At 63.4% G+C, this 25,167-nt stretch carries 20 protein-coding genes; 12 read left to right on the forward strand and 8 right to left on the reverse strand.

The features are described 5' to 3' along the window. Window positions 1-87 precede the first annotated feature (87 nt). Genes sctP through sctU form a run of 3 tightly spaced genes read right to left on the reverse strand, consistent with a single transcriptional unit; the run spans window position 88 to window position 3,730 of the window. On the reverse strand, window positions 88-726 hold the full coding sequence (gene sctP / locus ACCQ07_RS02040; RefSeq protein ID WP_372363730.1) for a type III secretion system protein SctP: 639 nt from the start codon (window positions 724-726) through the stop codon (window positions 88-90). Beyond that, a complete protein-coding gene (locus ACCQ07_RS02045) occupies window positions 726-2,663 on the reverse strand; it encodes an FHIPEP family type III secretion protein (RefSeq protein WP_372363731.1) in 1,938 nt (645 codons plus the stop codon). The genes sctP and ACCQ07_RS02045 overlap by 1 nt, the downstream gene beginning before the upstream one ends. Further along, window positions 2,657-3,730 carry a type III secretion system export apparatus subunit SctU gene (gene sctU / locus ACCQ07_RS02050; RefSeq protein ID WP_136733333.1) on the reverse strand — a complete coding sequence of 358 codons (1,074 nt, stop codon included), beginning with the start codon at window positions 3,728-3,730 and terminating at the stop codon, window positions 2,657-2,659. The genes ACCQ07_RS02045 and sctU overlap by 7 nt, the downstream gene beginning before the upstream one ends. A gap of 214 nt (window positions 3,731-3,944) precedes the next feature. On the opposite strand from sctU, the gene ACCQ07_RS02055 reads away from it, so the two are divergent. The 9 genes from ACCQ07_RS02055 to sctC all read left to right on the forward strand — a co-directional run bounded on the left by ACCQ07_RS02055 (window position 3,945) and on the right by sctC (window position 11,464). Beyond that, a complete protein-coding gene (locus ACCQ07_RS02055; protein WP_014089140.1) occupies window positions 3,945-4,400 on the forward strand; it encodes an HrpB1 family type III secretion system apparatus protein in 456 nt (151 codons plus the stop codon). A gap of 33 nt (window positions 4,401-4,433) precedes the next feature. Next, on the forward strand, window positions 4,434-4,826 hold the full coding sequence (locus ACCQ07_RS02060; protein ID WP_008575450.1) for a type III secretion protein HrpB2: 393 nt from the start codon (window positions 4,434-4,436) through the stop codon (window positions 4,824-4,826). 1 nt (window position 4,827) lies between these two features. Next, window positions 4,828-5,589 carry a type III secretion system inner membrane ring lipoprotein SctJ gene (gene sctJ / locus ACCQ07_RS02065; RefSeq protein ID WP_031420805.1) on the forward strand — a complete coding sequence of 254 codons (762 nt, stop codon included), beginning with the start codon at window positions 4,828-4,830 and terminating at the stop codon, window positions 5,587-5,589. A 7-nt stretch (window positions 5,590-5,596) separates the two neighbouring features. After that, the gene (locus tag ACCQ07_RS02070) at window positions 5,597-6,226 is read left to right on the forward strand and encodes a type III secretion protein HrpB4 (RefSeq protein WP_031420806.1); all 630 of its coding nucleotides are present in this window, start codon (window positions 5,597-5,599) and stop codon (window positions 6,224-6,226) included. Further along, window positions 6,211-6,912 (forward strand): type III secretion system stator protein SctL, encoded by a 702-nt coding sequence (gene sctL, locus ACCQ07_RS02075; RefSeq protein ID WP_031420807.1) that lies wholly within the window; start codon window positions 6,211-6,213, stop codon window positions 6,910-6,912. Before ACCQ07_RS02070 ends, sctL begins: the two co-directional genes overlap by 16 nt. Continuing rightward, window positions 6,902-8,230 (forward strand): type III secretion system ATPase SctN, encoded by a 1,329-nt coding sequence (gene sctN, locus ACCQ07_RS02080; RefSeq protein ID WP_057682066.1) that lies wholly within the window; start codon window positions 6,902-6,904, stop codon window positions 8,228-8,230. Before sctL ends, sctN begins: the two co-directional genes overlap by 11 nt. Continuing rightward, window positions 8,223-8,732: a type III secretion protein HrpB7 gene (locus ACCQ07_RS02085; RefSeq protein ID WP_057682065.1), complete on the forward strand. Its 510-nt coding sequence runs from the start codon at window positions 8,223-8,225 to the stop codon at window positions 8,730-8,732. Before sctN ends, ACCQ07_RS02085 begins: the two co-directional genes overlap by 8 nt. After that, window positions 8,729-9,559, forward strand: a complete 831-nt coding sequence (sctT, locus tag ACCQ07_RS02090) for a type III secretion system export apparatus subunit SctT (protein WP_029818425.1) — start codon at window positions 8,729-8,731, stop codon at window positions 9,557-9,559. Before ACCQ07_RS02085 ends, sctT begins: the two co-directional genes overlap by 4 nt. An 81-nt stretch (window positions 9,560-9,640) precedes the next feature. After that, window positions 9,641-11,464, forward strand: coding sequence for a type III secretion system outer membrane ring subunit SctC (gene sctC / locus ACCQ07_RS02095; protein ID WP_029818426.1), 1,824 nt, complete (start codon window positions 9,641-9,643; stop codon window positions 11,462-11,464). Between the two features lie 737 nt (window positions 11,465-12,201). On the opposite strand, the gene xopA is transcribed toward sctC, so the two are convergent. Then, window positions 12,202-12,567, reverse strand: coding sequence for a XopA/Hpa1 family type III secretion system protein (xopA, locus tag ACCQ07_RS02100; protein WP_218556846.1), 366 nt, complete (start codon window positions 12,565-12,567; stop codon window positions 12,202-12,204). A gap of 417 nt (window positions 12,568-12,984) precedes the next feature. On the opposite strand from xopA, the gene ACCQ07_RS02105 reads away from it, so the two are divergent. Continuing rightward, window positions 12,985-13,551 (forward strand): lytic transglycosylase domain-containing protein, encoded by a 567-nt coding sequence (locus ACCQ07_RS02105; protein ID WP_057682288.1) that lies wholly within the window; start codon window positions 12,985-12,987, stop codon window positions 13,549-13,551. A gap of 458 nt (window positions 13,552-14,009) precedes the next feature. Here ACCQ07_RS02105 and ACCQ07_RS02110 read toward each other — a convergent pair whose 3' ends face one another. Then, window positions 14,010-15,575, reverse strand: a complete 1,566-nt coding sequence (locus tag ACCQ07_RS02110; protein WP_372363732.1) for a hypothetical protein — start codon at window positions 15,573-15,575, stop codon at window positions 14,010-14,012. Between the two features lie 789 nt (window positions 15,576-16,364). Here ACCQ07_RS02110 and ACCQ07_RS02115 point away from each other — a divergent pair. Continuing rightward, complete coding sequence (locus ACCQ07_RS02115) at window positions 16,365-16,766, forward strand: hypothetical protein (RefSeq protein ID WP_372165047.1); 402 nt, start codon at window positions 16,365-16,367, stop codon at window positions 16,764-16,766. 242 nt (window positions 16,767-17,008) lie between these two features. On the opposite strand, the gene ACCQ07_RS02120 is transcribed toward ACCQ07_RS02115, so the two are convergent. Continuing rightward, entirely contained in the window at window positions 17,009-17,350 is a 342-nt protein-coding gene (locus ACCQ07_RS02120; protein WP_007974834.1) for an HPF/RaiA family ribosome-associated protein, read from the reverse strand. A 464-nt stretch (window positions 17,351-17,814) separates the two neighbouring features. On the opposite strand from ACCQ07_RS02120, the gene ACCQ07_RS02125 reads away from it, so the two are divergent. Next, a complete protein-coding gene (locus tag ACCQ07_RS02125; RefSeq protein ID WP_206516367.1) occupies window positions 17,815-20,316 on the forward strand; it encodes a DUF3772 domain-containing protein in 2,502 nt (833 codons plus the stop codon). Between the two features lie 96 nt (window positions 20,317-20,412). Here the strand turns inward: ACCQ07_RS02125 and ACCQ07_RS02130 are convergent, their stop codons facing one another. Both ACCQ07_RS02130 and ACCQ07_RS02135 read right to left on the reverse strand, forming a co-directional pair. Beyond that, a complete protein-coding gene (locus ACCQ07_RS02130; RefSeq protein ID WP_372363733.1) occupies window positions 20,413-22,521 on the reverse strand; it encodes a phosphoglycerol transferase I in 2,109 nt (702 codons plus the stop codon). A 694-nt stretch (window positions 22,522-23,215) separates the two neighbouring features. Further along, complete coding sequence (locus ACCQ07_RS02135; RefSeq protein ID WP_011346118.1) at window positions 23,216-25,117, reverse strand: ABC1 kinase family protein; 1,902 nt, start codon at window positions 25,115-25,117, stop codon at window positions 23,216-23,218. Window positions 25,118-25,167 lie beyond the last annotated feature (50 nt).

The raw sequence follows: 25,167 nt of genomic DNA on the forward strand, positions 1-25,167 counted from the left end.
GAGAGAGTGCACGTGCCGGTGGAGTCTGGCTCTGCTCGGTTAGCAAGATGGAGTTCCTCCAAATGGCTTTCTGTCGCCAGTGCCGCGTTAGACAACCTCGATGCTGATCTGGAGCGTGCTACTCAGCGTGGACGTCAGTGCAGCCTCCAGGCGCTGCCTTCCGCACCAAAGTACCTCGCGCGCATCTGGCGAACTGGTATTGAAGCGAAGCGATAGCTGGTCCGGCGAAAGCCGCAAAAACAACGTCGTCTGTGCGACGACCTCTTGGTCGATATCCAGCCACGCTTCCCAGCTCCCTGCGCTGCGCACCGGTTGGGCATTGCAGAACTCGGCCACCCGCAGCGCGATGCGGTCGATCGCCATTTGGGCGCGTTGGGTGCGTATCCACTCGGTCGCAATCTGTCGCCCCACTGCGCCATCGTCGTTGCCTTGGGACGGCTCTTGGTGTTTCGTCATCTCGATACGTAAGGGCGGGTCGGTTTGCACGGGCACGCTGTCATGCGCCTCGGTGAAGCCCTCCTCGGCATCAGGCTGGGGCCGATCCTCGTCGCACTGCGGTGGCAACACCATGCAGGGAAGCGCGAGCTGTGCGCTGCGCAAGCGCTGGCGCAGTTGCAGGAAGCTGGAGCGCAGCGCCGACCGGGCCGGCGTGGCTGGAGCCGCCGGCCGCTGCAGTGCGCCGCTGACCGGCAGGATGCGCACATGGCGGAGGGGCGGCTTGCGCATCACACCACCACTCTACCGATCGGCTGCAGCTGCACCTCCGAACCCAGCTCCTGGAACGAATAGACCTGCAGCCAAGTCAGCCGTGCTTCGATCATGCGGCGCACATACCTGCGCACGTCCATCGACGCGACCACCGCCAGCGGATGCTGCGCATGGTCGCCGACGATGCGTTCCACCTGTTCGACAAGCTGGTTCGCCTGCTCGGGCGGAAGTGCCAGGAAATTGCCGGCCGCGGTCGCGCGAATCGATTGCCTGATCAGTTGTTCGACAGCATGGTCGAGCATTACCGCGGGCAGCTGCCCGGTGCCTGCGGTTGCGGTATGCGCCAGATAACGGCCCAGGTCGCAGCGCACATATTCGGTCAACATCAGATGATCCTTTTCCTTCGGCCCCCAGACCACCAGACTCTCCAGGATGCTCTTGATATTGCGCACCGGAATCCTTTCTTCCAGAAGACGCCGCAACACATCGGCTATGCGCTGGGCGGGCATCGCCTTGTTGACCTCCGCAACCAGCCCGGGATAGTCCACGGCCACCTGCTCCAGCATCCACTGCGTCTCCTGGATGCCGACGAACAAGTGCGCCCGTGCATGCAGGGGCGCGATGGCCTGCCGGGCCAGTGCGGCCTGCATGTCGTCGGTGTTCTCCAGTTCGGCGCGTGTCTCGGGGACATCGTGGATCAACACTTCGTATTGCATGCCTTGCAGCGACTCGGTCTGCCATATCGCGATCCCGGGAAACGGCAAGCCCAGCAGTTCGACCAATTGCCGCCGCTCGCTTTCGATCGCCTGATCCAGCCGCGCGGGGTCGAGCAGAGCGGCCAGCTGCGGCGACAGCCGCATCGACAAAGGGGAGGCGAAATCCGGGGCGTTTTTGCGAATATGTGGCGCCTCGCCTTTGGCACCTTTACGGCTCGCCGAAGGCAACTTGCGCTGATCGGTGCCGCTGATGTCGCGTTGCTTGCGCCAGATCGTATAGCCGCCGGCGCCGACGGCCGCTGCCAGCAGCAGGAACAGCACGGCGGGAAAGCCGGGGACGAACGCAAAGCAGGCCAGCAGCACGCTCGCTGCCATCAGGGCCCGCGCATTGCTGGTGAGCTGACGGCCGATATCGAGCCCGAGCGAGCTGAGCCTGGTCTCGTTCTCGTTGGCCACGCGGGTGATCATGACGCCGGCGGCCACCGATATCAGCAGTGAGGCGATCTGCGACACCATCGCATCGCCCACCGACAGAATCGCAAAGCGGTTGGCGGCGTCGCCGGCCGTCATGCCGTGGTAGGTCACGCCGACCACGATACCGGCCAGGATGTTGACCATGGTAATCACCAGGCCGGCGATCGCATCACCCTTGACGAATTTCATGGCGCCATCCATGCCGCCGTGCAGTTGGCTTTCCATGGCCAGCCGCGCGCGTTTGCGGCGTGCCTCATCTGCGGTCAGGTTGCCGCCACGCAGGTCGGCATCGATACTCATCTGCTTGCCGGGCATTGCGTCCAACGTGAAGCGCGCACCGACCTCGGCAACGCGTTCGGAGCCCTTTGCGATCACGATGAACTGCACGGTGGTGATGATCAAGAAAACCACCAGGCCCACCACCAGATTGCCGCCGACCACCAGCTCGCCGAAGCTCTCGATGATATGGCCCGCCTCGGCATGCAGCAGGATCGACTTCGTCGAGGCGATATTCAAGGACAGCCGCAGTAGCGTGGTGAACAGCAGCAGGGAAGGAAACGACGAGAGCGAGATCGAGTCGGGCACATACATCGTGACCATCAACAGCACCACGCTCAGGGTGATGTTGATGCCCAGCAACGTATCGATCATGGGCGTTGGCAGCGGCAGGATCATCAGCCCGATGACCGCCACCACCAGGGCGGCGATGGCCACTTCGCCGCTATAAGCGAAATACCTTGTCGCTCGCACGCGGTCTCCTAGCATGGCAGGGCTCCATCGCCGTCGCCGTGGTCGCGACCGAGTTCATCGACCCAGCGCAACACCACCGCAACCGTTTCGAACAGTGGCTCGGGGATTGCATCGCCCAATTCAACCTGATACAGCGCACGCGCCAGTGGCGGATTGGCAACGATCGGAATGCCCTGGTTATGCGCGAAAGCGCGCAGTTCCAGTGCGCCGTCGTCCACGCCCTTGGCAACGACCTGCGGCAAGCCGAAGTCGTCGGGCTCGTAGGCCAGCGCCACTGCGTAATGGGTCGGGTTGACCACCATCACCTTGGCCTTGGCCACGCGCTCGCGCGGGTCGCCGAAGACCAGCTCCTTGGCGAATTCCTTGCGCTTTCCCTTGATTTCGGGGTCGCCCTCGCTTTCCTTGAATTCGCGCTTCTGCTCGTCCTTGCTCATTCGCTTGTCGCGGATGAACAGCCAGCGCTGCACGCTCCAGTCTGCAGCGCCGACCAGGACGAACAGCAGCACGCCCAGTGCGAAGAGCATGCCCAGGGTGCGCCAGGCAATTTGCGCAACGTCAAGCGGTGTCTCGTAGGCAAGCCCAATGATCATCGGCATGAGGGCGCGGATACCGACCCACAGCACTACGCCGATCAAGATGGCCTTGATGATCAACTTCAGCAAGTTGATGAGGCTTCGCAACGAAAAGAGTTTCTTGACCCCGGTTGCGGGATTGAGGGAATCGAACTTGGGCGCCACCGGCTTGAGCGAGGCATTCAGGCCAGTCTGGAACGCACCGCCCGCCATACCAGCCACCAGGCAGGCAGCAAGGAACGGCAGCATTAACAGCAATCCCTGGATGCCGATATGGCCGAGTGCGCGGTTGATGGCCGCTGCATCGCGTGTATGTTCCGAGAAATCGAAGCCGATCGTCATCAATGCGCGCATGTGATCGGAGAAGTAATCGCCGGCCGATTTCATCACCAATAACGCGCCGAAGAGCACCGCCGCTGCAGTGACGTCCGGGCTGACCGGAACTTCCCCGTCCTTGCGCGCATCCCGCAGTTTCTTCTCGGTCGGCTTCTCGGTTTTTTCTTCCGACATTGCCTTCTCCTTCCGCGATTGCTGCGCCCCCGATTGTGGGCAGCTGCGGTGGAGTGATCCGTTTTCCAGGCGAATGTGTGGATGGGCTGGCGAAGCCGGAATGATTTGTTCGCCAGCGAATTCCGATATTCGCTTCCGAAAGGATCCGGCCGGCGTGGCGCGCGTAGCGTTCCCCACGTGTACTGTCCGCATGCCATTAAAAACGAGGTGCAGTGTGGAGAAGATTCAATGTCCCGGGTCGGTCGTGAGTGGGCTCATCGAACTGATCACGGTCGGACTCACCCATGAAAAGATTCAGGACGCTGCCGCTGTGCTGGCCGCAGTCCGCGTCCTGCGGCCGGAGCTGAAGGCGCTGGACACCTTCGATGCATGGATTTCGATCAAGCGCGGCAATTACGTCGAAGGTGCGCGCCTGTTGCGCGAACTGGAGAGCGACGCCGGCTCCAAGCCGCTGTGCAGGGCCTTGTACGCCTGCTGCCTGTTCGCGATGGGGGACCCGTCGTGGCATGGCGTTGCAGACGGGCTGATCGAAGAAGACGCCGATGCCGATGCGGTGGCCCTGGTCAAGGCGCTGTCCGGGCGAAGCACCCCAACGTCCGCGCCGGCGGAAGTACCGGTCGAATCTTCAGCACCGATGGAAGTTCCGAATTCGCAGTACCTGCGCGCCTGAGTGACGCCAGTCCCGACCCCATAGGAGTATGCGATGACGCTCATTCCTCCTGTCCAAGCGATTGCCGGCACCAGTGCTGCCGCGACCCAAGCGCTGTCGCCGGTAGCGACGCCCAACCAAGCGCTGGTGAATCGCTTTCAAGCGCTGATGCAATCCTCCAGCCCCTTGCCGCCCGCCATGCAGCGCGTAGGCAACCCGAGCATGATGAGCCGGGTGGTCGATGTGCAGAACGATGGCGTGCGTACCATCGCCGAGCATATCGATGCCTTCAGCATGCAGGCACCGACCATGGGGCTGCAGGAAATGGCAGCGCAGCAGATCAAGTTGATGCACGAGCTGACCATGGTCGGCTTCAACCTCAATGTCAGCGTGGGCGTGGCGCAATCGGGAAAGAACGCCGTGCAGACGCTGGTGAAGAACCAGTAGCATGCGCGCGCCGAGATGCCTGGTGGTGCTGCTGGTGGCGCTGCTGCTGTCTGCGTGCAGTCAGCAGCTGTACTCCGGGCTCACCGAAAATGATGCCAACGACATGCTCGAGGTGTTGCTGCATGCGGGCGTGGATGCGTCCAAGGTCACGCCAGACGACGGCAAGACCTGGGCGGTGAACGCACCGCACGATCAGGTGTCCTATTCGCTGGAGGTGCTGCGCGCGCATGGTTTGCCGCATGAGCGGCACGCCAATCTCGGCGAGATGTTCAAGAAGGACGGGCTGATCTCGACACCCACCGAAGAGCGCGTACGTTTCATCTATGGCGTGTCGCAGCAGCTATCGCAGACCTTGTCGAATATCGATGGGGTGATCTCGGCCGATGTGGAAATCGTGCTGCCCAACAACGACCCGCTGTCCACCTCGGTAAAACCGTCCAGCGCTGCGGTGTTCATCAAGTTCCGCGTCGGTAGCGATCTGACCAGCCTGGTGCCCAACATCAAGACGTTGGTCATGCACAGCGTGGAGGGACTCACCTACGAAAACGTCAGCGTCACGCTGGTGCCGGGCGGAGCGGAGAGCGATGCGCAGTTCACCGCATCGGCACCGCCGAGACCTTCGCCATGGCCGTGGCTGGCCGGGTGTGCGTTGGCGTTGTGCCTGGCGGGCGCGGCGGCGCTGTACTGGTGGCCAAACCCACAGGCGGGCCGGTGGGGCGGCTGGCAGCGCCTGCGCGAGTTGACGAAAGGCAAAGCCGGGTGAGCGCGGGATGGACGACACGCGGATCGACAATGCGGCACGCTGTGTTCAGCGCTGGACGGACGCGTTGGCGCAACTGGCAGAGTCCTTGGACGCCGCACGGGTGGCGCATTGGCTTGGCCCGGTGGCAGCGTCGGGCTGGGCAGCGGCGCCCGTCCACCGTCGTATGCGGGTAATCCAGGCGTGGTCTGGATGGTCGGAATTGTCGCCGTCTGCACTCGGCCTGCATGCGAACCAACTTGCCCTGCTGATGCCCGCGCGATTGGCCAAGGTCCTGATCGCGCGGGCGTTGTTCTCGCGCGGGTTGGCGGTGCGTCGTTGTATCGAGCGCGAACGTCTGGACTGGCTCGAACAGTGTGTGGGGCCGGCCGTGCTTGAGCATGTGCGCCAGAACGCGTCGGCCGGCCTCCCCGTGCCCCTGTTGCCACGCGATGCCGATCAGGCGGCGTGGGTCGGCGACGGTTGGCGTCGGATGCAGGCCGATGGCGTCTGGTCCAACCCGGTTGTTGCCAAGCTGCTGGCGCTGTCCTTGCCGTTGGGCGCCGCGCAGGTGGCCACCGTCGCAGCAGACGGTGCGAGCGATGCCTTCCTGACCGCGCTTCCCACCCTGATACCGGAGGCGTCATGCGTCTGTGGTTGAGGTCAACGCCCGATGCGATCGGTCTGGATTGCGATGTCATTCCGCGCGAGGCGCTGGCCTCGGTGTTGGCGCTGGACGCTGCCACTGCCGAGGTGCACGCACGCTGCGAACAGGCCCTGAGCCAGGCGCAGACACGTGCACAGACGCTGGTCGACGAGGCCCAGCAGCAGGCCGAGGCGATCCTGCACGATGCGCGCCAGAAGGCCGAGCGCAGCGCACGCCTGGGATATGCAGCCGGCCTGCGACGTCAGCTCGATGAGTGGAACGAATCGGGCCTGCGCCATGCCTTTGCCGCCGAAGCGGCCGCGCAGCGGTCACGCGAGCGTCTGGCCGAGATTGTGGCGCGCACCTGCGAGCACATCATCCTCGGACACGATCCTGCGGCGCTGTACGCGCGTGCGGCGCAGGCCTTGGAAGGTGCCCTGGACGAGGCCAAAGCCCTGCGGGTGAGCGTGCACCCCGACGCGGTGGACGCTGCGCGGCGCGCCTTCGATGCGGCCGCCACCGAGGCGGGCTGGACCCTGCAGGTCGAGCTATGCGGCGATGCCGACCTGGCCGTGGGCGCCTGCGTGTGCGAATGGGATACGGGCGTGTTCGAGACCGATCTGCGCGATCAGCTGCGCAGTCTGCGGCGCGTCATTCGCCGCGTGTTGGCCGCACCCCAGGAGCCGGCGGATGCTGGCTGAGACGCCCCTGCTGGAGACAACGCTCGAACGCGAACTGGCCACGCTCGCGGTCGGTCGCCGTTACGGCAAGGTGGTCGAAGTCGTCGGCACCATGCTCAAGGTGGCCGGCGTGCAGGTCAGCCTGGGCGAGGTGTGCGAGTTGCGCCAACGCGATGGCAGCTTGTTGCAGCGGGCCGAAGTGGTGGGCTTCAGTCGCGATCTGGCGTTGCTGGCGCCGTTCGGGGAGCTGATCGGGCTGTCGCGCGAGACGCGCGTGATCGGATTGGGGCGCCCGTTGGCGGTGCCTGTGGGACCGGCCTTGCTGGGGCGCGTGCTCGACGGCCTGGGCGAGCCATCGGACGGGCAAGGCGCCATCGCCTGCGACACCTGGGTGCCGATCCAGGCGCAGGCACCGGACCCGATGCGTCGGCGGCTGATCGAACACCCCATGCCGACCGGCGTGCGGATCGTGGATGGCCTGATGACGCTGGGCGAAGGCCAGCGCATGGGCATCTTCGCCGCAGCAGGCGTCGGCAAGAGCACCTTGATGGGAATGTTCGCGCGCGGGACGCAGTGCGATGTCAACGTGATCGTGCTGATCGGCGAGCGCGGGCGCGAGGTGCGGGAGTTCATCGAGCTGATTCTCGGTGCCGACGGTCTGGCACGCAGCGTCGTGGTCTGCGCAACCTCCGATCGCTCATCGATCGAGCGCGCGAAGGCCGCCTACGTCGGCACCGCCATCGCCGAGTATTTCAGGGATCGGGGCCTGCGCGTGCTGCTGATGATGGACTCGCTGACGCGCTTTGCCCGCGCGCAACGCGAGATCGGTCTGGCGGCCGGCGAGCCGCCCACGCGCCGCGGCTTTCCGCCATCGGTGTTTGCCGAGTTGCCGCGCCTGCTCGAACGCGCGGGCATGGGCGAGAGCGGGTCGATCACAGCGTTCTACACCGTGCTGGCCGAGGACGATACCGGCAGCGATCCGATCGCCGAAGAAGTGCGCGGCATCCTCGATGGGCACCTGATTCTCTCTCGCGAGATCGCGGCCAAGAACCAGTACCCGGCAATCGACGTGCTGGCCAGCCTGAGCCGGGTGATGAGCCAGATCGTCCCGTCCGACCACTCCCAGGCCGCCGGCCGGTTGCGGCGCCTGCTCGCCAAGTACAACGAGGTGGAAACCCTGGTGCAGGTGGGCGAATACCGTCAGGGAAGCGATGCCGTTGCCGACGAAGCGATCGACAGGATCGATGCGATTCGCGACTTTCTCAGCCAACCGACCGACCAGCTCAGTGCCTACGAAAGTACGCTGGACCTGCTGGCCAGCGTGACCGACGATGCGTGAGCCTGCCCACACCTGGTCGGTGCTGCACCAGCTCAAGGCACGCCGCTGCGAGCGCATGCAGGAACGCCTGAGTGACTGCAGGCGTGCGTTGGAACACTGCGACCGCGAACTTGCCAGGTGCAGACAGGAGGCAGAGGCCTGCACCACACGCTTGGCCAACTGCGATGCCGCACTGATGGACAAAACCGGCGTGGGGGGTTCGATCGATATCGACACGATCCTGCAGCACGAACGCTTCCGCACCGTGCTGCTGGAGGCCTGTCGTGCTGCCGAGCAGGCGCAGGCAGCGGCGGATCAGTCATTGCAGAGCGCCCGCGATGAGCTCGCGTCCGTGCAGCAGGCACTGAGCAAGCTGCAGGCACAGGCGCAGGTATACGCAGACAAGGCCGCCAGTGCGCGCCGCGCCCGACAGGCGCAACGCGACGCAGCGGAGGAAGAGGACGCGATCGAGGCACTGGTCGCGCTGCGTTCGCACCGCGCCGCACATGGGGGCGCCCGATGAACGACGCCACCGATGCCTTGCTGGCCATTTCCTCGCAGGGCGTGTCGCTGTTGACCCTGCTGGCACTGTGCGGGGTGCGCGTGTTCGTGATGTTCATCGTGCTACCGGCAACAGCGCAGGACAGTCTTCCTGGAATCGCGCGCAATGGCGTCATCTACGTCCTGAGCTCGTTCATCGCCTATGGGCAGCCGGCCGATGCGCTGGCGAAGATCCAGGCGGCGGGCCTGGTCGGGGTGGCGTTGAAGGAGGCGTTCGTCGGCCTGCTGATCGGGTTTGCCGCATCGACGGTGTTCTGGATCGCCGAGAGCGTTGGCCTGCTGATCGACGACCTTGCCGGTTACAACAACGTGCAGATGACCAACCCGCTCAGTGGCCAGCAGAGCACGCCGGTGTCCACGGTGCTGCTGCAACTGGCCATCGTGTCGTTCTACGCATTGGGTGGCATGCTGATGTTGCTCGGCGCGCTGTTCGAATCGTTTCGCTGGTGGCCGCTGACCCAGCTTGGGCCGAACATGGGGGCGGTTGCCGAATCGTTCGTGATCCAGCAATCCGACAGCATGATGGCCGCCGTCGTCAAACTGTCCGCACCGGTGATGCTGGTGCTTGTGCTGGTGGATCTTGCGATCGGCCTGGTGGCGCGAGCGGCCGACAAACTCGAACCGTCGAACTTGAGTCAGCCAATCCGTGGGGTGCTGGCGTTGTTGCTGCTCGCCTTGCTGACCAGCGTCTTCATCGCGCAATTCGGCGAAGCACTTGGTTTCCTGCATTTCCAGCAGCAATTGCACGATGCCGCCAACCTGGCTGGCAAGGGAGGCGCGACGCACTGATCTTTATTGAGACATTCCCGGCTTTGCACTTCCTACACTGGTCGCTATCGACTTTTTCACTTGCCTAGCAGAGGGAACGCCATGGCTCCTGCCTGTACCACCGCCCACCGCCGACGTGCTCCATTGGCCGCCGTACTGATGCTCAGCCTGCTGCCGCTGTTGTCGCCACATGCCGACGCCGCCCAGGTCCCGTGGCACTCGCGCACGTTCAAATACGTCGCCGACAACAAGGATCTCAAAGAAGTGCTGCGTGATTTGTCCGCCAGCCAGTCCATCGCCACCTGGATCTCGCCAGAGGTGACCGGCACCCTGAGCGGCAAATTCGAAACCTCCCCGCAGAAATTCCTCGACGATCTGGCGGCCACCTACGGCTTTGTCTGGTACTACGACGGTGCCGTGCTCAGGATCTGGGGTGCGAACGAATCCAAGAGCGCGACCTTGAGCCTGGGGACTGCATCGACGAAGTCACTGCGCGACGCACTTGCACGCATGCGCCTGGACGATCCGCGCTTCCCGGTGCGTTACGACGAGGCCGCGCATGTGGCGGTGGTCTCCGGGCCGCCAGGGTATGTGGATACCGTTTCGGCGATTGCCAAGCAGGTCGAGCAGGGCGCGCGTCAGCGCGATGCCACCGAAGTGCAGGTGTTCCAGCTGCATTATGCGCAAGCGGCCGACCACACCACGCGCATCGGCGGCCAGGATGTGCAGATTCCCGGCATGGCCAGCCTGCTGCGCAGCATGTACGGCGCACGCGGCGCGCCGGTCGCGGCGATACCCGGGCCTGGCGCCAACTTTGGCCGGGTACAGCCCATCGGCGGTGGGTCCTCCAACACATTCGGCAATGCCGCACAGGGTCAAGGTGGCGGAGCCAGCGGCATCCTCGGGCTGCCTTCGTCCTGGTTCGGGGGCGCATCGTCGTCCGATCGCGTGCCGGTCAGCCCGCCGTTGCCCGGCAGCGGAGCTGCTGCGGCTGCGGGGTCGCCGGCCAGCGTATGGCCGGAGCTCAGCAAGGCACGGCGCGACGAGTCCACTCCGATCGACGTCGGTGGTGGCGCAGAGCTGGCCTCTGATGCGCCGGTGATCGAAGCCGATCCGCGTACCAACGCCATCCTGATCCGCGATCGACCGGAGCGGATGCAGAGCTATGGCACCCTGATCCAACAGCTGGACAACCGGCCCAAGTTGCTGCAGATCGATGCCACCATCATCGAGGTCCGCGATGGCGCCATGCAGGATCTCGGTGTCGACTGGCGCTTCCACAGCCAGCACACGGACATACAGACCGGCAACGGCAGTGGCAGTCAGTTGGGCTTCAACGGCGCATTGAGCGGCGCTGCCACCGATGGCGCGACCACGCCGGCTGGGGGCACCTTGACGGCCGTGCTGGGAGACGCCGGACGCTACCTGATGACGCGCGTGTCGGCGTTGGAGACGACCAACAAGGCCAAGATCGTGTCTTCGCCCCAGGTTGCGACGCTGGACAACGTCGAAGCGGTCATGGACCACAAGCAACAGGCATTCGTCCGGGTCAGCGGATACGCATCGGCCGATCTTTATAACCTCTCCGCCGGGGTGTCGTTGCGGGTCCTGCCCAGCGTGGTGCCGGGCTCGCCAAACGGTCAGATGCGTCTGGATGTGCGTATCGAGGATGGCCAGCTCGGATCCAACACCGTGGACGGCATTCCGGTCATTACCTCCAGCGAGATCACGACCCAGGCATTCGTCAATGAAGGCCAAAGCCTGCTGATTGCAGGATACGCCTACGATGCCGACGAGACCGATCTGAATGCGGTACCGGGCCTGTCGAAGATTCCATTGGTCGGTAATCTGTTCAAGCACCGCCAAAAAAGCGGGACCCGCATGCAACGGCTGTTTCTGCTGACCCCGCATGTGGTTTCGCCCTGATGGTTCGCGAACGCCATCGCTAGGCGATGAGGGGCTTGCTGCGATCGCCTGACATTCGGCGCATGCCATTGGCCCAATACTGCCGGGATTGTTTGGGAAAGCATCAAACCGGCCATGCAATTGGCGCGTATGCGTATTGACCCGGAGCGCCTGGAGCCACCGCCTGGATGATCATCGGGCGGTGCCCGGAATCAGCATGTGTCACTCGCACATGCTGTTTCTTATGCGTTGCCGGAGCCTGAACTGGCCATCACATGGCAGGCTTGTCGCGTGCGAAAGACGAGTTCCTGGCAGTCAGCTCGGTATCTGCGGTAGACGCTAAGAGGGCGGAGCGGCATCCAAGCCTTCAGCGGGCGGCGGTTGCGCGCAATCGTGTCAAGAAGTGCTGGGCCGGCAGCAGTGTGCATGGCCGGTACGTGGGCACGGCAGGCTCTAGTGGAGCGACAGTGGCGCGATGGTGTGCGATTGAACATGCGATCAACGTCACGCCCGTAGTGAAGACTCACTTGAGAAGGCGTGTGCCGGAATAAAAATCCGGACATTTCGTCGGCGTTGAAGCCGGAACGGCTCGGCTCGCATGCCGATGGCTGTATGTCAGGCACCTGCGGCGCGAAAGCTGACAAGCGCGCCTGAAGTGGGTAGCGAATGTTTGCGGTGACAGCAACGAAGGCACCTGCAGGCTGACGCATGAAGCGGCAACCTGCAGGCCGTGGCCGGTAGGGGCGACCAGCAGTTTTTTACTGCATCGATCCGGTGTCGCTGGCCAGGCTGGTGCCGAGGCCGCCACCAAAGCCACCGCCGAACCCGCCGCCAAAGCCACCACCATTCTGCGCCTGCAGAATGTCTCCGACGATATTCATGAGCATCTGGGTGTATGGCGACGGGGAGCCGTTGGACTGCCCGGCCTGCTGCGGATTCCCGCCCTGGCCACTTCCACTCGTACCACCCTGACCCTGACCCTGACCCTCCTCAGCATTGTTGCTCTGCTGAAGCAGGGCCATGATGAGCTGGGTCAGCAGTTGGTCCAGCTGCTGTTCCGACACACCCTGGTTGCCCTGATTAGGGCCAGCTTGTGTGTTCTGGCTTGGGTCAGCGACGATCATATGAGGCGCGTTGGGGTTGAAACTTGTGGTCACAAAAGGATTCGACATAAGAATACCTCTCTGGTTATTAAGGGTATTGAATTAGATGAATGTCAGAGCCTATTAGTGGCTAGGGCGGAGCATGTCTGCTGCCGCACTCGAACAATAAGATGATGGCGCGCCACCAACCTGACTTCTGCGAAATTTCGCTTTTACTTGCGAACAGAACTCAAGAGGAAAATGATGATGGATCGACATGAAGGTGCTGATGAGTTCAGTGCCAGAGGTTCATTTCGCTTGGCTGTTAAGTGCTTCGTCGGTGCTGACTCAACGGTGTACAGGTGCAGTTATGTTTCTGCCGCCAAGCGCTGCACGCATATTTGCATCAGCGCTCTGCCCAGTTGAAGAACTGTATTCAGTCGATCGAGGTAACCGTAAATGAGCCATTTCATGCTCACCTACCAGCATGTCGAAGACAAATATCATCGGCGGCACCTAAAGCCCTGCGCTGTGTCTTCGCCAAAACGACGCGTGCGCGCGCAGTGGTCCGGAAGCTGCCGTCGGGTAGTAGCGGGGTCGCAGCGCATTTTTTTTGTAGCAGCGCTGGTATGTGCGGCGCCCTTCGCGCGCGCGGACTGCTTCGAGGAAGCAGCCGGCTATCAGCACGTCAACCCTTGGGTGCTGCGGGCCATTGCCTGGCAGGAATCGCGCGGTCGCGCCGACGCGATCCATCGCAACAACAACGGTACGGTGGATTACGGAAAGATGCAGATCAACTCCATCCACCTGCGGCGGTTATCCGGCTATGGAATCTCCAAGGACGCGTTGATGCAGCCGTGCGTCAGCGTGTATGTGGCAGCTTGGAGGTTGCGCGAGATGACCAATAAATATGGAAATACCTGGGCTGCAGTAGGCGCCTACCATTCCGAAACGCCGGGCGAGCGCGATAAATATGCGCATGCCATTCATTCGATTCTGCTGAGGCGCGGTGTGATTGATGAATAGCGGGTGTGCCACTGCAGGAGGACGTAGGCGCAGCCCGATGTGCGCGGGGATTCCCTGGGGTGATGGCGTAGGACCGTACAAAGCGGCGGCGCGCCGCGGCGGAACTATCTGCAGAAAATAGCGCGGTGACCATGCTGTCGCGCATACGGTGACTGAAATGGCGATCGCCAAAGCAGCATCCGTCATCATGGGTCGACAAGGTGCGTCGCGCGGCTGGAGGCCTGTGGTGCAGAGACCAGCTAGCCGCGACCTGAGCTGAGAACTGGCATACGCAGCCTAGCTTTCGATCAATCCCTGCTGTCCGCCACCGCCGGTCGGTTTGTTAGGACGTGCTGGAGGCTGCGCATGGAGCCACCACACAGCTGTTGCACACGCACTGCCGGTGAACCGGCAGTGCGTGTGCGACCACCAGGTGCTGCACTCGCCGATGGCTGCGCGATAGCCGTCGCCAGGCGCGGTCACGCTGACTCAGTTCGCGTGCGAGCGGCCTCGGCTTCGCGCACTGCCGCTGCAGCCTGCCAGGTGCCGGCGATGACCTTGTACTGCATGCCGGCAGCCATGCCCGCCAACGTATTGGAGAGCAATGCGCTGCGTGCTGGCGACAAACCGAGCCAGGTGCCAATCATGTTGACTGCTGTACCGAATGCGATGTTGGAGTTGATGGCGGCCGTGCGCGCGACAGAATGATCCATGACCCGCTCATAATCCTCGCGCTTGGCCTTCCAGGTTGGTTCCCAGATCTGCTGCGTCCCGGCTTCGTCGGCTTCGTGTTGGGTGACATTGAGCCAGTCGGCTGTCTCCAGACCGACATTCAAGGCCGCGTTCACCGCTGCTTGCTGAAAGACGACCCTGGTCGCCTCTCCCATATTGAAGGGCGACATCAGTCCTGCCCAGCGCTGCCTGGCCGATGCAAAGTCTGGTGCCTCCAGCTCGTTCGACGCCAGGTTGGTCAGGACGTTGGCCATGCCGTAGAACCTGCCTGCACTGGTGACGTGGGGATCGCTGACGCCACCGTTGGTCGGTGACCGCATTCCCACCATGCGGAATGTCGCCTGGATGGCGTCGCGGGCCGCAGCATAAGGGGCGACCTTGAGCTCACTGGCCAGCAGCCTGGCCGCCATCTCCGGTCGGCCAGAAGCCTTGCCCGCAGCGCCGATGGCGATATTGCTCAAGATGCCGGTCAGCGCGAGCCGGGTGACCAGATCCGAGTAATGTTGCTGCTCGCTCCTCTTGTGGTGACGTTCGTCTTCGGACAGCGCTTCCCACTGTTCAAGATTCAGGTTGTGAAAACCTCGGGCGGCGGCATCCGGATTGCGGTTTTCGCGGGTGCGCCGCAGCGTATGCAGGGCCAGATGCAGCGTGCCCGACACCGCCTGCATGGCAACGACCGCTTCGGGTGGGAGCTGGCGAAACGCGGCAAACAGCGCTTCGCCGATCAACTCGCGCACGAACGTGGTCGGTCCCACGGAAGTGGTCTGGTGCACGAGATGTCCCAGCGCAGCCCCCAGGTATTGTTTGTCGAAGCTGATCGGTATGACACCGCGCGCCGCAGCTGCGACCGCTGTCGCGGCGGGTCCAAGGAGGGTGGTGACTCCATGTGTTGCACCTGCGCGGACCGACGCCGCCAGTGCGCCCAAGCGCGCAGTGCCTGTCGCAGAGGTGGATGCATGCGCTTGGGAGCCATGTTGTGCAGCGTGTTCCTGTGGAAGTGATGGCAGAGCCGATGGTTCCAAGGAGTCTTCAGCGTCGTAGAACTGCTCGCTGCTGCTCTCTTCCCCACGCAGCGGAGCATGCGGCTGCGGACTTCCATAGGGGGACAGGTCTGCGTCGTTGGCCGTTTCATATCCGCTGTCGCTTCCTGTGCTATTGCGTCGTCCCGAGGGTCTGGGCGGCAGGGCGGAAAGGGGAGAATCGATCCTGGGCGTCGATGTATCGTCGCGTCGTTGTGCCGGTATCTCGATCACAATATCGCCGCTTGTGGCTTGCGGTTGCTGGGAGGTACTGGCTGAAGAGATCTTCGTCACGGCTTGTCCTCGCGTTGGGGGGATATCGGCATGCTCTCGCCCAGGCTTGCGGGGCGATTGATCGATAGCGCCGGACGATGGGTACCTCATCAAGAAGGGCATGGCGGCGAGGGCCTTGATTGCAGCGTGGGGATCGCGATCGGCAGCCAGACGCGTGGACCGGACAATCATGCGTGACGTGCGGCACGCCGACCCGGCAAGGTGCATATGCTGCGCTCAGCTGCCCGTGCAACCAGAGCGTGACTTCTTCGCTCGCAATCGATGCGCCCAGGCGTCCCTGCTATCCACGGCCACCTTGCGCGGTATGTGTCATCGTCGTCGGCGAGCTTGAAGTTCGCATGAATCCACAGAATCTTGACGCGCGCTTGGCGAAACGATCATTCCACATCCGAACAATCAATTCGTCTGTGCTGGCCAAATATGTTTGCTGCCGCGGCCGTCCTTGCAGGGGCGAAGACGTGCGCGCGTGTGCCGCCAGCACGGCGACATGCGTTGGTTGATGGACGTCGGTGCCCGCGCGGATCGATGGCGCAATGACGGGTTAGAGCGTTCGAGCGATCGCCCAGGACGCGTGGTGTGGCTTGGAGAGCAGATGGCAGCATTTCCTAGCACCAAGATCGCGAAACCAACAAGGTGCAACCGCACCAAGGCAGCAGTCGGCCGTTTGATCCGCGTTTTCCCTACCACCACTGCGACCTATCTGTTTCTGCGCAAACCCTGATTCGCATGCCAGCCACACGCCGCCGAACCCTGCGGACCGGGGCGAGCCGGGCTGGATGAGGGAATCGAGTGGCTGCGTCGGTCCGTGGCCAGTCCGCTGTTGAACGATTGCATTGCTGCGATCATGGAAAATTGCAGCAGCGGTTGGCTATTTTTCCAGGCCTTGCAATTACGGTGACGCGCCTGGGAGTTGCCGGGAACTCGAACGCGCTGACTTACGAATCTGCCGGTAAGTCATGGAGATCGAAAGCCGAACTGCGCAAGGCGAGTTTGATCGGTTTGCTGCCGGACTCAAGACATAACCCCGTGCTGCTGTGGGAAGCAAACCATACGTATACCTTCAGCAGTGCCGTGCAATGGGCGAAAGGATCCAGGCAACGTTGCACCCGATTGGTGCGGCTCAGCCTGTCGCTACGCGGGTTATCCGCGTCGCTGGTCATGAGCCCAGTTGCCTGGACGCTGCTGGCGTAAAAGCCAGAGATCAGCTCGACAATCCTAAAAATCGGCGCCGTGTGCTTGGGATTGGGCTCTTTCCGTAAGCACCAAGAGATTCAAAGCATTCGGCCCGCCGCAAGATGAGTGCGACGGGCCGAATGCCGTTTAATGGTCACAGGTTTTGGAGGGGCGCTTCGCGCATCGCTAGATGACGTGCCGCGATGCCATCGCCGCAAAGGTTGGCAGCCGCCGAGGCAGATGCCAACCTCCAGATCAGATCAAAGCATGTCCGGCGGCGGGGCGGTGGCCTTGGAGTGCTGCTTGCCGCGTGCATGTTCGATGGCAGTGCGCAGTTTGCGCGCAGCTCCGGTCACAGCAGAGGCCGTCGTTTCGGCGCTGTTGGTAGCCGCGATCGGCGGCAGGCCGGCGACGTGCGCCTCGATGCTGCAGGTTCGATCCGCCGCGCCGCCGCGCTGGCCGTTCTCATCACGCAAATGCACTTCCACACGGGTGATGTCGCTGGCGAAATGGGCCAGCTGGGCGGTGCAGGTCTTTTCGACATGCGCCACAACGGACGGATCGTGTGGCACGTGCTTGTCGGTCTGGATCTGAATCTGCATAGAGGATCTCCTTTGCGGTCATCCGCTGCGTCTGCCGCAGCGGTGGCTCGATTCTGCGTCAGCGGCGTGTTGTCGCAAAGTGACAACGCGGCATGCCCATTCATGCGCGGGTTGGCTGAGTGGGCGCGCAGGTCCTTGGCAAAGCGCGGCGCGCGCTGGTTGGCGTTCTGCGCCGCTGAGCCGAGACCCGGTCCGCCTGCGGCCATGATGGCGTGACTGCGCCTTGGTTGCTGCGAAGCAGCAGGATGCCTGCGGCATGTGGGTCTGCTCCGCGCTATCGATCAGATCTTGCACTGTAAACGTCGTTGTACTTGCCGACAGTGTCCTCCCGGTCCTGTCCGAGTCTGTGAGTCATCGCGGCTGGGTTGCCTGCGGACGCGGCGCATTGCGTGCCGGTCGGTACGCTTGCGTCCGTATGAATCGACACCGCGGCGGTGATTGGCCCGATAGGAAGGTGCCTTAAAATGCCGGCACCGCGCGGTCCCGCGCTTGTGCGATGTCTGCCTGTGTCCGAATTTCGATCCGCGTCTGCCCGTTCGAGCGTGTTGCTGCGTGTGCTGCTGTGCTGCGCCTTGTGGCTTGTCCATGTGGGTGCTTTCGCCCAGGAAGAAGACACGCTGTTGGAGACAGCTCAGACGCAGTTGGACAATGCACAAAAGTCGCTGGACACAGCCGATGCCGCATTGGAAAAGGCCGACGACGAGCAGCTGCGTAAGCTGATTGACCAAGTGACAACGGCGCAGCGGCAGGTACAGGACCTGGCGCGCGAGCTGGATCCGCCACTCAAGCAAATCAGTTCACAGCTGGCCGGATTGGGGGATGCCCAAAGCGGCGAAGCGAGCGATCTGAAAAAACAGCGGGAAGCGCTAAAAAAAGAGCAGAGCGCGCTGGATGCAGAATTCAAACGCGCCAATCTTCTGGATTCCAAAGCGCGTGATCTGGCCGATCGACTTGAGCAAAAGCGCGCACAACTGTTCAGCGTGCAGATGTCCACGCGTGTGGCATCTCCTCTATCGCCGGCTCTCTGGAACCAGATTTCACAGCAATGGCCGGATGACCGCGCGCGTTTGCGAGCTTTGTATGATGAGGCAGCGCAGCTCCTGCGGAGTGGGACGGCCGCCAATGGTGTGGGCAGCCTGGTGACTGGCGCGCTGATCGCACTACTGTTGGCATTTCCGCTGCGCATTTTCCTGCGACATCTCGGTCGTCGCTATGCCGCCTCACGTGCGCCTGGGGGCCGTTTGCGCCGCTCCGGATTGGCCCTGTGGTTTCTGTTGATCGGAACGCTCAGTCTTGGCATCGCGGCATGGGTCCTCGTCGAAACGGTTCGTGCCATTGCTCAGGTGCCGGCCGATCTGGATCAATTGCTGAGTGCTTTTGTCATTATCAGTTTCGTCGCTGCGTTTATCGGCTCGCTGAGCGCCAGCTTGTTGATGAAGCACCAGCCCACCTGGCGGTTGTTTCCACTGGATGACGCGACCGTCGATCGCCTGAGGCTGCATTGCTTGGCGACCGCGGCGGTGAGCTGGTTCAGCGGTATGGCGATGAAGCTCAACGAGGTGGCGCACACGAGCGATGCCGCAACCACTGCCACCGACGCAATTGCTGCGCTGTTGTATGCCGGTTTGATCCTGTCAGCCCTGGCTGGCCTGAGTCTGTCGCTGCGTGCACGCGCTGCGAGCGCCGGGCAAGCCAATGTCGACAGCAGCGAGCCACCACCTGTGGTGTCGCGAGGTGGCGGTTTCATCGTGCTGATCCGCTTGCTCGGGCATGTTGCGGTGATTGTGTCGCTGTTGGCTGCCCTGTTCGGCTATATCAATCTGTCGCTGTTTATCGCCCGGCAGATCATCTGGATCACGCTGATCTGCAGCCTGCTCGGGTTACTGGTGGTGTTCGCCGACGACCTGCTGACCTGGATCTTCAACCCGGACGGACGCTTTAGCCGTGCGCTGTCGCATGCCTCTGGTGCCGGCAGCGGGCGCCTGGTGCAACTGGGCCTGTTGCTGTCTGCAGTGGTGCGTGTCCTATTGATTCTGCTGGGCATTGCCGCATTGGTCACGCCTTATGGGGCCAACCTGTCCGCCGTGACCGGCTGGGCCGAAAACGTCTCGCACGGTATCAAAATCGGCAATGAGCTGACGATCACGCCGGCGGCGGTGGTGCGTGCGTTGCTCGTCTCCGTCCTAGGACTGGTCGTGGTCCATGTGGTGCAGAAGTGGCTGCTCAACACCTATCTGCCCAAGACCGAACTGGATGCGGGAGCGCGGAATTCGATCAGCACGGTGGCGCGCTATCTGGGCTGGTTGATCGTGGTGGTGTGGGGGCTCACGGCGCTGGGTCTGGATTTGAAGCGGTTGGCGCTGGTGTTGAGCGCACTGTCGGTGGGCATTGGTTTTGGTCTGCAGGCGATTACGCAGAACTTCGTGTCCGGGTTGATCTTGCTGGCCGAGCGTCCGGTGAAGATCGGCGATTGGGTGCGTATCGGCGATCAGGAAGGCGACGTGCGCAAGATCAGCGTGCGAGCGACCGAAATCCAGGTGGGCGACCGCTCCACGTTGATCGTGCCCAACTCGGAGTTGATCACCAAGAGCGTGCGCAACATGACGCTGTCCAATCCGATGGGCCGTGTGCAGTTGCAGTTCTCGGTGCCGCTGGAAACCGACGTGGCCAGGGTGCGCGACATGTTGCTGGCCTTGTTCGCCGAGCACGAGAAGGTGCTGGCCGAACCGGCGCCATCGGTGTTCATCGATTCGCTGGCCGGCGGGCACGTCAATTTCAACTCGTTCGCCTACGTGAGCAGTCCGCGCGATTCGTATGGCGTGCGCAGCCAGCTGTTCTTCGCGCTGCTGCAGCGCATGGCGACGGTGGGCATTGCGTTGCAGTCGCCGCAGGAGATCCGCTTCAGTCGTGCAGGGGCCGCCGTGGCACGCGAGGCCGGAGATGGTGCGCCTGCGTCGGATGACTGAGCTGGCGAGGTCGGCGAGGGCTGCGCAGCGGCAAGTCGGTCGGCTTGCGCTGATTGCACAACCATGCCCGACCATCGATGGACGCATGTCGGCACATCAGGAGCGATCCGCCACCGGGATGTCCTTGACCAAGGCCAGGTCGTCCACGCTGACGTCTTCGGTGTAATCAAGCCAGGCACGAATCTCCAGGTCTTCCACCGCATGTTCCAGGCCCACCGGCATGCGGATGCGCCCGGCGGCGTCGGGCACGACCCATTGCTGTGCCAGCACGACCTTACGTTCGGAGGACACCGCTTCCACCCAGAACGCGCGCGTGGGCCGGCGCTTGGCGTAGAGCTCGAGCATGTAGCGGCCGGCATCGGTCTTGCGCGCAGCCTGGGTGAGCATGATCGGCTGACGCACGCGCGGACGCGGGCCCTGCTGGGTGGCTTCCAGCGGCGCGTCGACGGCGATGCCGCGGGTGAGGTCCGGGTCGCGATACAGCTTCATGCTCTGGTGGCGGTCCACCACCAGCGCACACCAGTGGCCATCGGCCGAGCCGTCTTCGAACGCCGTGCAGCGGTCCACATAGGCCAGCGTGCCCTTGGAATGCGTGCGGTCGAACTGGCGCGAGGTGTTTCCCAGGTACACGTTTTTCAGGTTGGTGTCCTTGTCGTATTCCAGCAGCACCGGTGGGCGCACCTGTTGCACGCCGACCACCACATCGCCATTGCCATTGATGCGCAGCATGCGCGTACTGCGCCCGGTCCACAGCGTGCGCGCGTAGGCCAGGTAGCGCGGATAGTCCTTGCCGCTGTCGCGGCTGGCGGCCGCGCTGGCACTGGGTGGGGCATCGCGGGCCAGCAACGAGCGGCCAAAGCCCAGCGTGCGCATGCCTGGTTCCAGCAACTGCAGCAGCGTTGCGCCCGAATCGAGCGTGCTGCCTGCGCGCGTGTGGACCTGTTGTGGCGCGATGTCCTTGCCCAGGAACAACAGCAGGTTCTCGCGTTTCTGCTTGGCCAGCACGTCGCTCAGGTCGTTGGGCATGGCCAGATGATCGGAGGCGATGACGATGATGGTGTTTTTGCCATACCGGCTGCTGCGGATGCGTGCGACGAGTTCGCCGATCAAACGGTCGCTGCATTTGATTGCATGCAGCAGACCGATATCGCCCAGTGCGCTGTCGTACTGCTGGCCCTTGCACGCCAGTGGCAGGTGGCCGGCCGGATGGTGGGTGTCCATGGTCAGCGTGGTCAGCATGAAGGGTTGGCCGGCACGCGACAGCGTCTGGAAGGTATCCCAGGCGTCGTCCAGCAGGACATCGTCGTGCACGCCCCATGCAGAAAAGTGCTTTGGCGCGACACCCTGGTCGTGGAAATGGTGCACGTCATGCACCACGTCGAAGCCATGGCTGGACAGGAAACGGCCCTTGCCGGCGAAGCTGGCATCGGCACCGCCCACGTAATGATTGCGGTAGCCCTGATCCTTGAGGTAATCGCCCAGGCAGCGCGCTTCGGGCAGGAACATGCCCATGCGGTCCATGCTGTTTTCATCGCCCGGCGCGGTGGTGAGCGGCACGCCGCACATCGAGGCGACCATGCCGGCGATGGTCCAGCCGCTGCCTTCGGCGGAGGCGAGATTGCGTACGTCCACCGCTTCGGTCGCAAGCGCGCGCAAATTAGGCATCAGGCCCGGAAACACCTGTTCGTCGAAGTAGGTGCGCTCCAGGCTTTCGCCGTAGATCCAGACGATGTTCTTGCGCTTGTGCAGCGGTTGCTGCGGCACCTGGTATTCCGGCACCACGGTGGCGTAATCGACCGGGCGCAGCTGGTAGTACAGGCGCTTGCCATCGCGATACAGCGGGCTTGCGGCGATGCCGACCAGCAACATGCCCACAAAGCCTGCGAACACGGCGCCGCCGTCACGCGGACGCTGGAAGCGGCGTACCCGCACCAGCAACAGCGGGCTCAGCGAGAGCAACAGCATGCCGACGAAAACCGCGATATAGCCGGAAAAGTCGCTGACGCCGGCGCCGTCCATGTCGGCGCGAAGGTGATACAGCGTGGCTGCATTGATACCGTCGCCGCTGAGCCGGTCGACCAATCCCCAGACGCTGAGCAGCAGCAGAAAGAGCGACAACAGGCCAGCCTTGAGCCATGCCAGACGCGGAGAAGCGACCAACAGCCACAGCAATAGCAACAACGAAACCAACAACATCCAATGCATGCGCAGCGTCCGTGGGGGAATGGTGCGAGCGCGTACCGGACGCCTTGCTCGCCATGTCCTGTGCGCCACCTGCCATGTGACACCCGGATGACGGACTATGCCGCGCCGAAGCTGACTGAAATGTTTGTTGGAGACAGATCCGGCCTGACCTCCGGCCAGCATCGCCGGACAGCGGCGACGCATCCGTGCGCACCAACCAGCGCGAAGATGCTGAAACGCAGGTGGCGTCAGATGCCTTGCGCCCACGCGTGATAGTGGTTGTGCTCGCTGCAGCGCTGCTGCACGCAGCGAGCCGGGGTGGGGACACGGTGGTGTGCGAAGGATGCCTGCAACCCGCTGCATCGAGCACGTTGCAAGACGCACGAACGGAACCGGCGCTTTTCTTGCACCGTTCCCTGCGTGTCGCGCACGCATGCAATGCGGAGATCACAGGCGCTACCCCTGACGCGCAATCGCTCACACCTGCCTGCGCGGTTGAACGGACTGTCGACACGATAAGAAGCAGTCGTCACTGAACGTGGACAGCGCGCAGCAACCGTCGCTTACACGTCACATGCCGGTTCCGGCCGCGCCCGCCGGGTGCGTGCAGCGCGGTCTTGTCAGGGACACTTGTTCGCAGGCTGGTGACTGACGCAGACCCAATGCCTGACCGCAGGGCACCAAGGCGCCCACCTGCGGCAACCAGCCCTGACGACTAGCGGTGCCCACGCTCTTCGCGCGCTCGCACGCGGCGGTCGAACAGCAGCGCACTGACCACGATGCCCAGCCCCAGCACGACCCCGAGCAGGAACAGCACCATCGCAATAGCCGGGTAGCCCCATAGCTTCAAGCCGGTTTCGATGCGCATCATCTGCGCCGACGCCATGATCAGCGCAGCCGTGACGATGCCCGCCGCCACGCGGTTGGCGATTTTCTGCAGGCTTTCCATCAGGTGCGATTCTTCCAGCCCGGTGACGCGCATCTGCAGGCGGTTTTCCGCAGCCAGCGACAGGATCTCGGACATGCGGCGCGGTCCTTCGCGCACCAGGTGTTGCAGTTCCATTGCCTCGCTGGCCAGGTTGGCCGCGGACAGGGATTTCTTCAGGCGCGCGCGCATCACGTGCTGCAGATGGCGCTCGACGATGCGGCGGGTATCCAGCGTGGGCGACAACGCGCGGCACACGCCTTCCAGATTCAGCAAGGTCTTGCCGAGCAGGCTCAACTCCGGCGGCGTCCGCAAGCCGGTCGAGGTGGCGATGCGCACCAGATCCAGCACCACCCGGCCTTCGGAGGTGGCATCGTGCGCTGCGTAGCGCGCGATCATCTGCCCGGTTTCGCGCTGGTAGCGTTCTTCGTCGTAATCCTCCAGCCGCGTGCTCAGCGCAATGGTCTCTTCGGCCACTTCCTCGCCGCGCCCATCGACCGCGGCAAACAGCAACTTGAGCAGGCGCTCGCGCAGGCGCGGCGGCACATGCGCCACCATGCCCAGGTCGAAGATGGCCAGACGCCCGTCCTGCAGCACCCGCAAATTGCCCGGATGCGGGTCGGCATGGATTTCGCCATGCACGAACATCTGGTCCAGATACCCCTTGACCAGTTCCGCGGCCAGCTCGTCCATCGGCTGTTCGGTGCGGCGAAGACCGGAGATCTTGTCCACGCGCACGCCTTCGGCCAGCTGCATGGTCAGCACCTTGCGGCTGCTCAGGTCCCACACCGGTTGCGGCACCCACAGCAAGGGGAACGGCTTGAGGTGCTTGCCGAAGCGCGCCAGGGTTTCGGCTTCGTCTTCGTAGTTGAGCTCGGCGCGCAGAGTCTTGCCGAATTCGCCCAGCCAGTCGGCAAAGCGCACACGCCGGCCAATGCCGGTGAGACGGTCGGCGGCAGTGGCGAAGCTCTTGAGCACGTCCAGATCCGAACGCACCTGCGCGGCCACTTCGGGCTTCTGCACCTTGATCGCCACCGGCGTGCCGTCGCGTAGCGCAGCGCGGTGCACCTGCGCCAGCGAGGCACAGCCCAACGGGACCGGGTCGAAGAACGAGAACGCCTTGTTGACCGAGACCCCGAGCTCTTCCTCGATGATCTGGCGGATGCGCTCCACCGGCACCGAGCTGGTGTTCTCCTGCATGCGCTCCAGCGCGGTGGCAAATTCCGGCGGCACGATGTCCGGCCGGGTCGACAGCATCTGGCCCAGCTTGACGAAGGTGGGTCCGAGCGATTCCAGGTCGGAGACGAACTGGTCCGGGGTGCCTTCTGCAGGCACTTCGTATTCGTTGATGGCCGCCGGGTCCAGGTTCATGCCAGCGAACACGCCCGAGCCGCGGTAGCGCAACAGCAAGCGCAGGATCTGCGTGCGCCGGCTCATGCCGCCAATCACGGCATGATCAGCCGGGCTTGCAGCCGGGGCGCGGTGCGGGTCGTTGTGACTCAAGGCCATCTCCGGGGCGTCATGCAGGCGGCGAGTGTGGCCAGCGACGGGTCGTCGCGTGGTGAATCCGCGCGCTTGCGCACACCGCAGGCAAACCTGCCCAGGGCAGGCACGAACGGCCGCAAGCGCAGGCGCAGCGGTGCCTGCATCGCCCTGCCAACAGCATGCAACGACCGCGCAATGGCGGCTCATCACCCCACGCGGGTGCGGGATCGGCGAGAATTCGCGACCACCCCAGAAGG

Source organism: Xanthomonas sp. NCPPB 3583 (genome assembly GCF_041475715.2).
Taxonomy (GTDB): Bacteria; Pseudomonadota; Gammaproteobacteria; order Xanthomonadales; family Xanthomonadaceae; genus Xanthomonas; species Xanthomonas euvesicatoria.

Coding starts and splice junctions, on each gene's coding strand:
- ACCQ07_RS02070 (WP_031420806.1), top strand. CDS start 5,597: ATGGACGACACGCGGATCGACAATGCGGCACGCTGTGTTCAGCGCTGG.
- ACCQ07_RS02125 (WP_206516367.1), top strand. CDS start 17,815: ATGCCGGCACCGCGCGGTCCCGCGCTTGTGCGATGTCTGCCTGTGTCC.
- sctJ (WP_031420805.1), top strand. CDS start 4,828: ATGCGCGCGCCGAGATGCCTGGTGGTGCTGCTGGTGGCGCTGCTGCTG.
- ACCQ07_RS02085 (WP_057682065.1), top strand. CDS start 8,223: ATGCGTGAGCCTGCCCACACCTGGTCGGTGCTGCACCAGCTCAAGGCA.
- sctU (WP_136733333.1), bottom strand. CDS start 3,730: ATGTCGGAAGAAAAAACCGAGAAGCCGACCGAGAAGAAACTGCGGGAT.
- sctP (WP_372363730.1), bottom strand. CDS start 726: ATGCGCAAGCCGCCCCTCCGCCATGTGCGCATCCTGCCGGTCAGCGGC.
- sctN (WP_057682066.1), top strand. CDS start 6,902: ATGCTGGCTGAGACGCCCCTGCTGGAGACAACGCTCGAACGCGAACTG.
- ACCQ07_RS02130 (WP_372363733.1), bottom strand. CDS start 22,521: ATGCATTGGATGTTGTTGGTTTCGTTGTTGCTATTGCTGTGGCTGTTG.
- ACCQ07_RS02045 (WP_372363731.1), bottom strand. CDS start 2,663: ATGCTAGGAGACCGCGTGCGAGCGACAAGGTATTTCGCTTATAGCGGC.
- sctL (WP_031420807.1), top strand. CDS start 6,211: ATGCGTCTGTGGTTGAGGTCAACGCCCGATGCGATCGGTCTGGATTGC.
- xopA (WP_218556846.1), bottom strand. CDS start 12,567: ATGATCGTCGCTGACCCAAGCCAGAACACACAAGCTGGCCCTAATCAG.
- ACCQ07_RS02135 (WP_011346118.1), bottom strand. CDS start 25,117: ATGAGCCGCCATTGCGCGGTCGTTGCATGCTGTTGGCAGGGCGATGCA.
- ACCQ07_RS02120 (WP_007974834.1), bottom strand. CDS start 17,350: ATGCAGATTCAGATCCAGACCGACAAGCACGTGCCACACGATCCGTCC.
- ACCQ07_RS02105 (WP_057682288.1), top strand. CDS start 12,985: ATGAGCCATTTCATGCTCACCTACCAGCATGTCGAAGACAAATATCAT.
- sctC (WP_029818426.1), top strand. CDS start 9,641: ATGGCTCCTGCCTGTACCACCGCCCACCGCCGACGTGCTCCATTGGCC.
- sctT (WP_029818425.1), top strand. CDS start 8,729: ATGAACGACGCCACCGATGCCTTGCTGGCCATTTCCTCGCAGGGCGTG.
- ACCQ07_RS02060 (WP_008575450.1), top strand. CDS start 4,434: ATGACGCTCATTCCTCCTGTCCAAGCGATTGCCGGCACCAGTGCTGCC.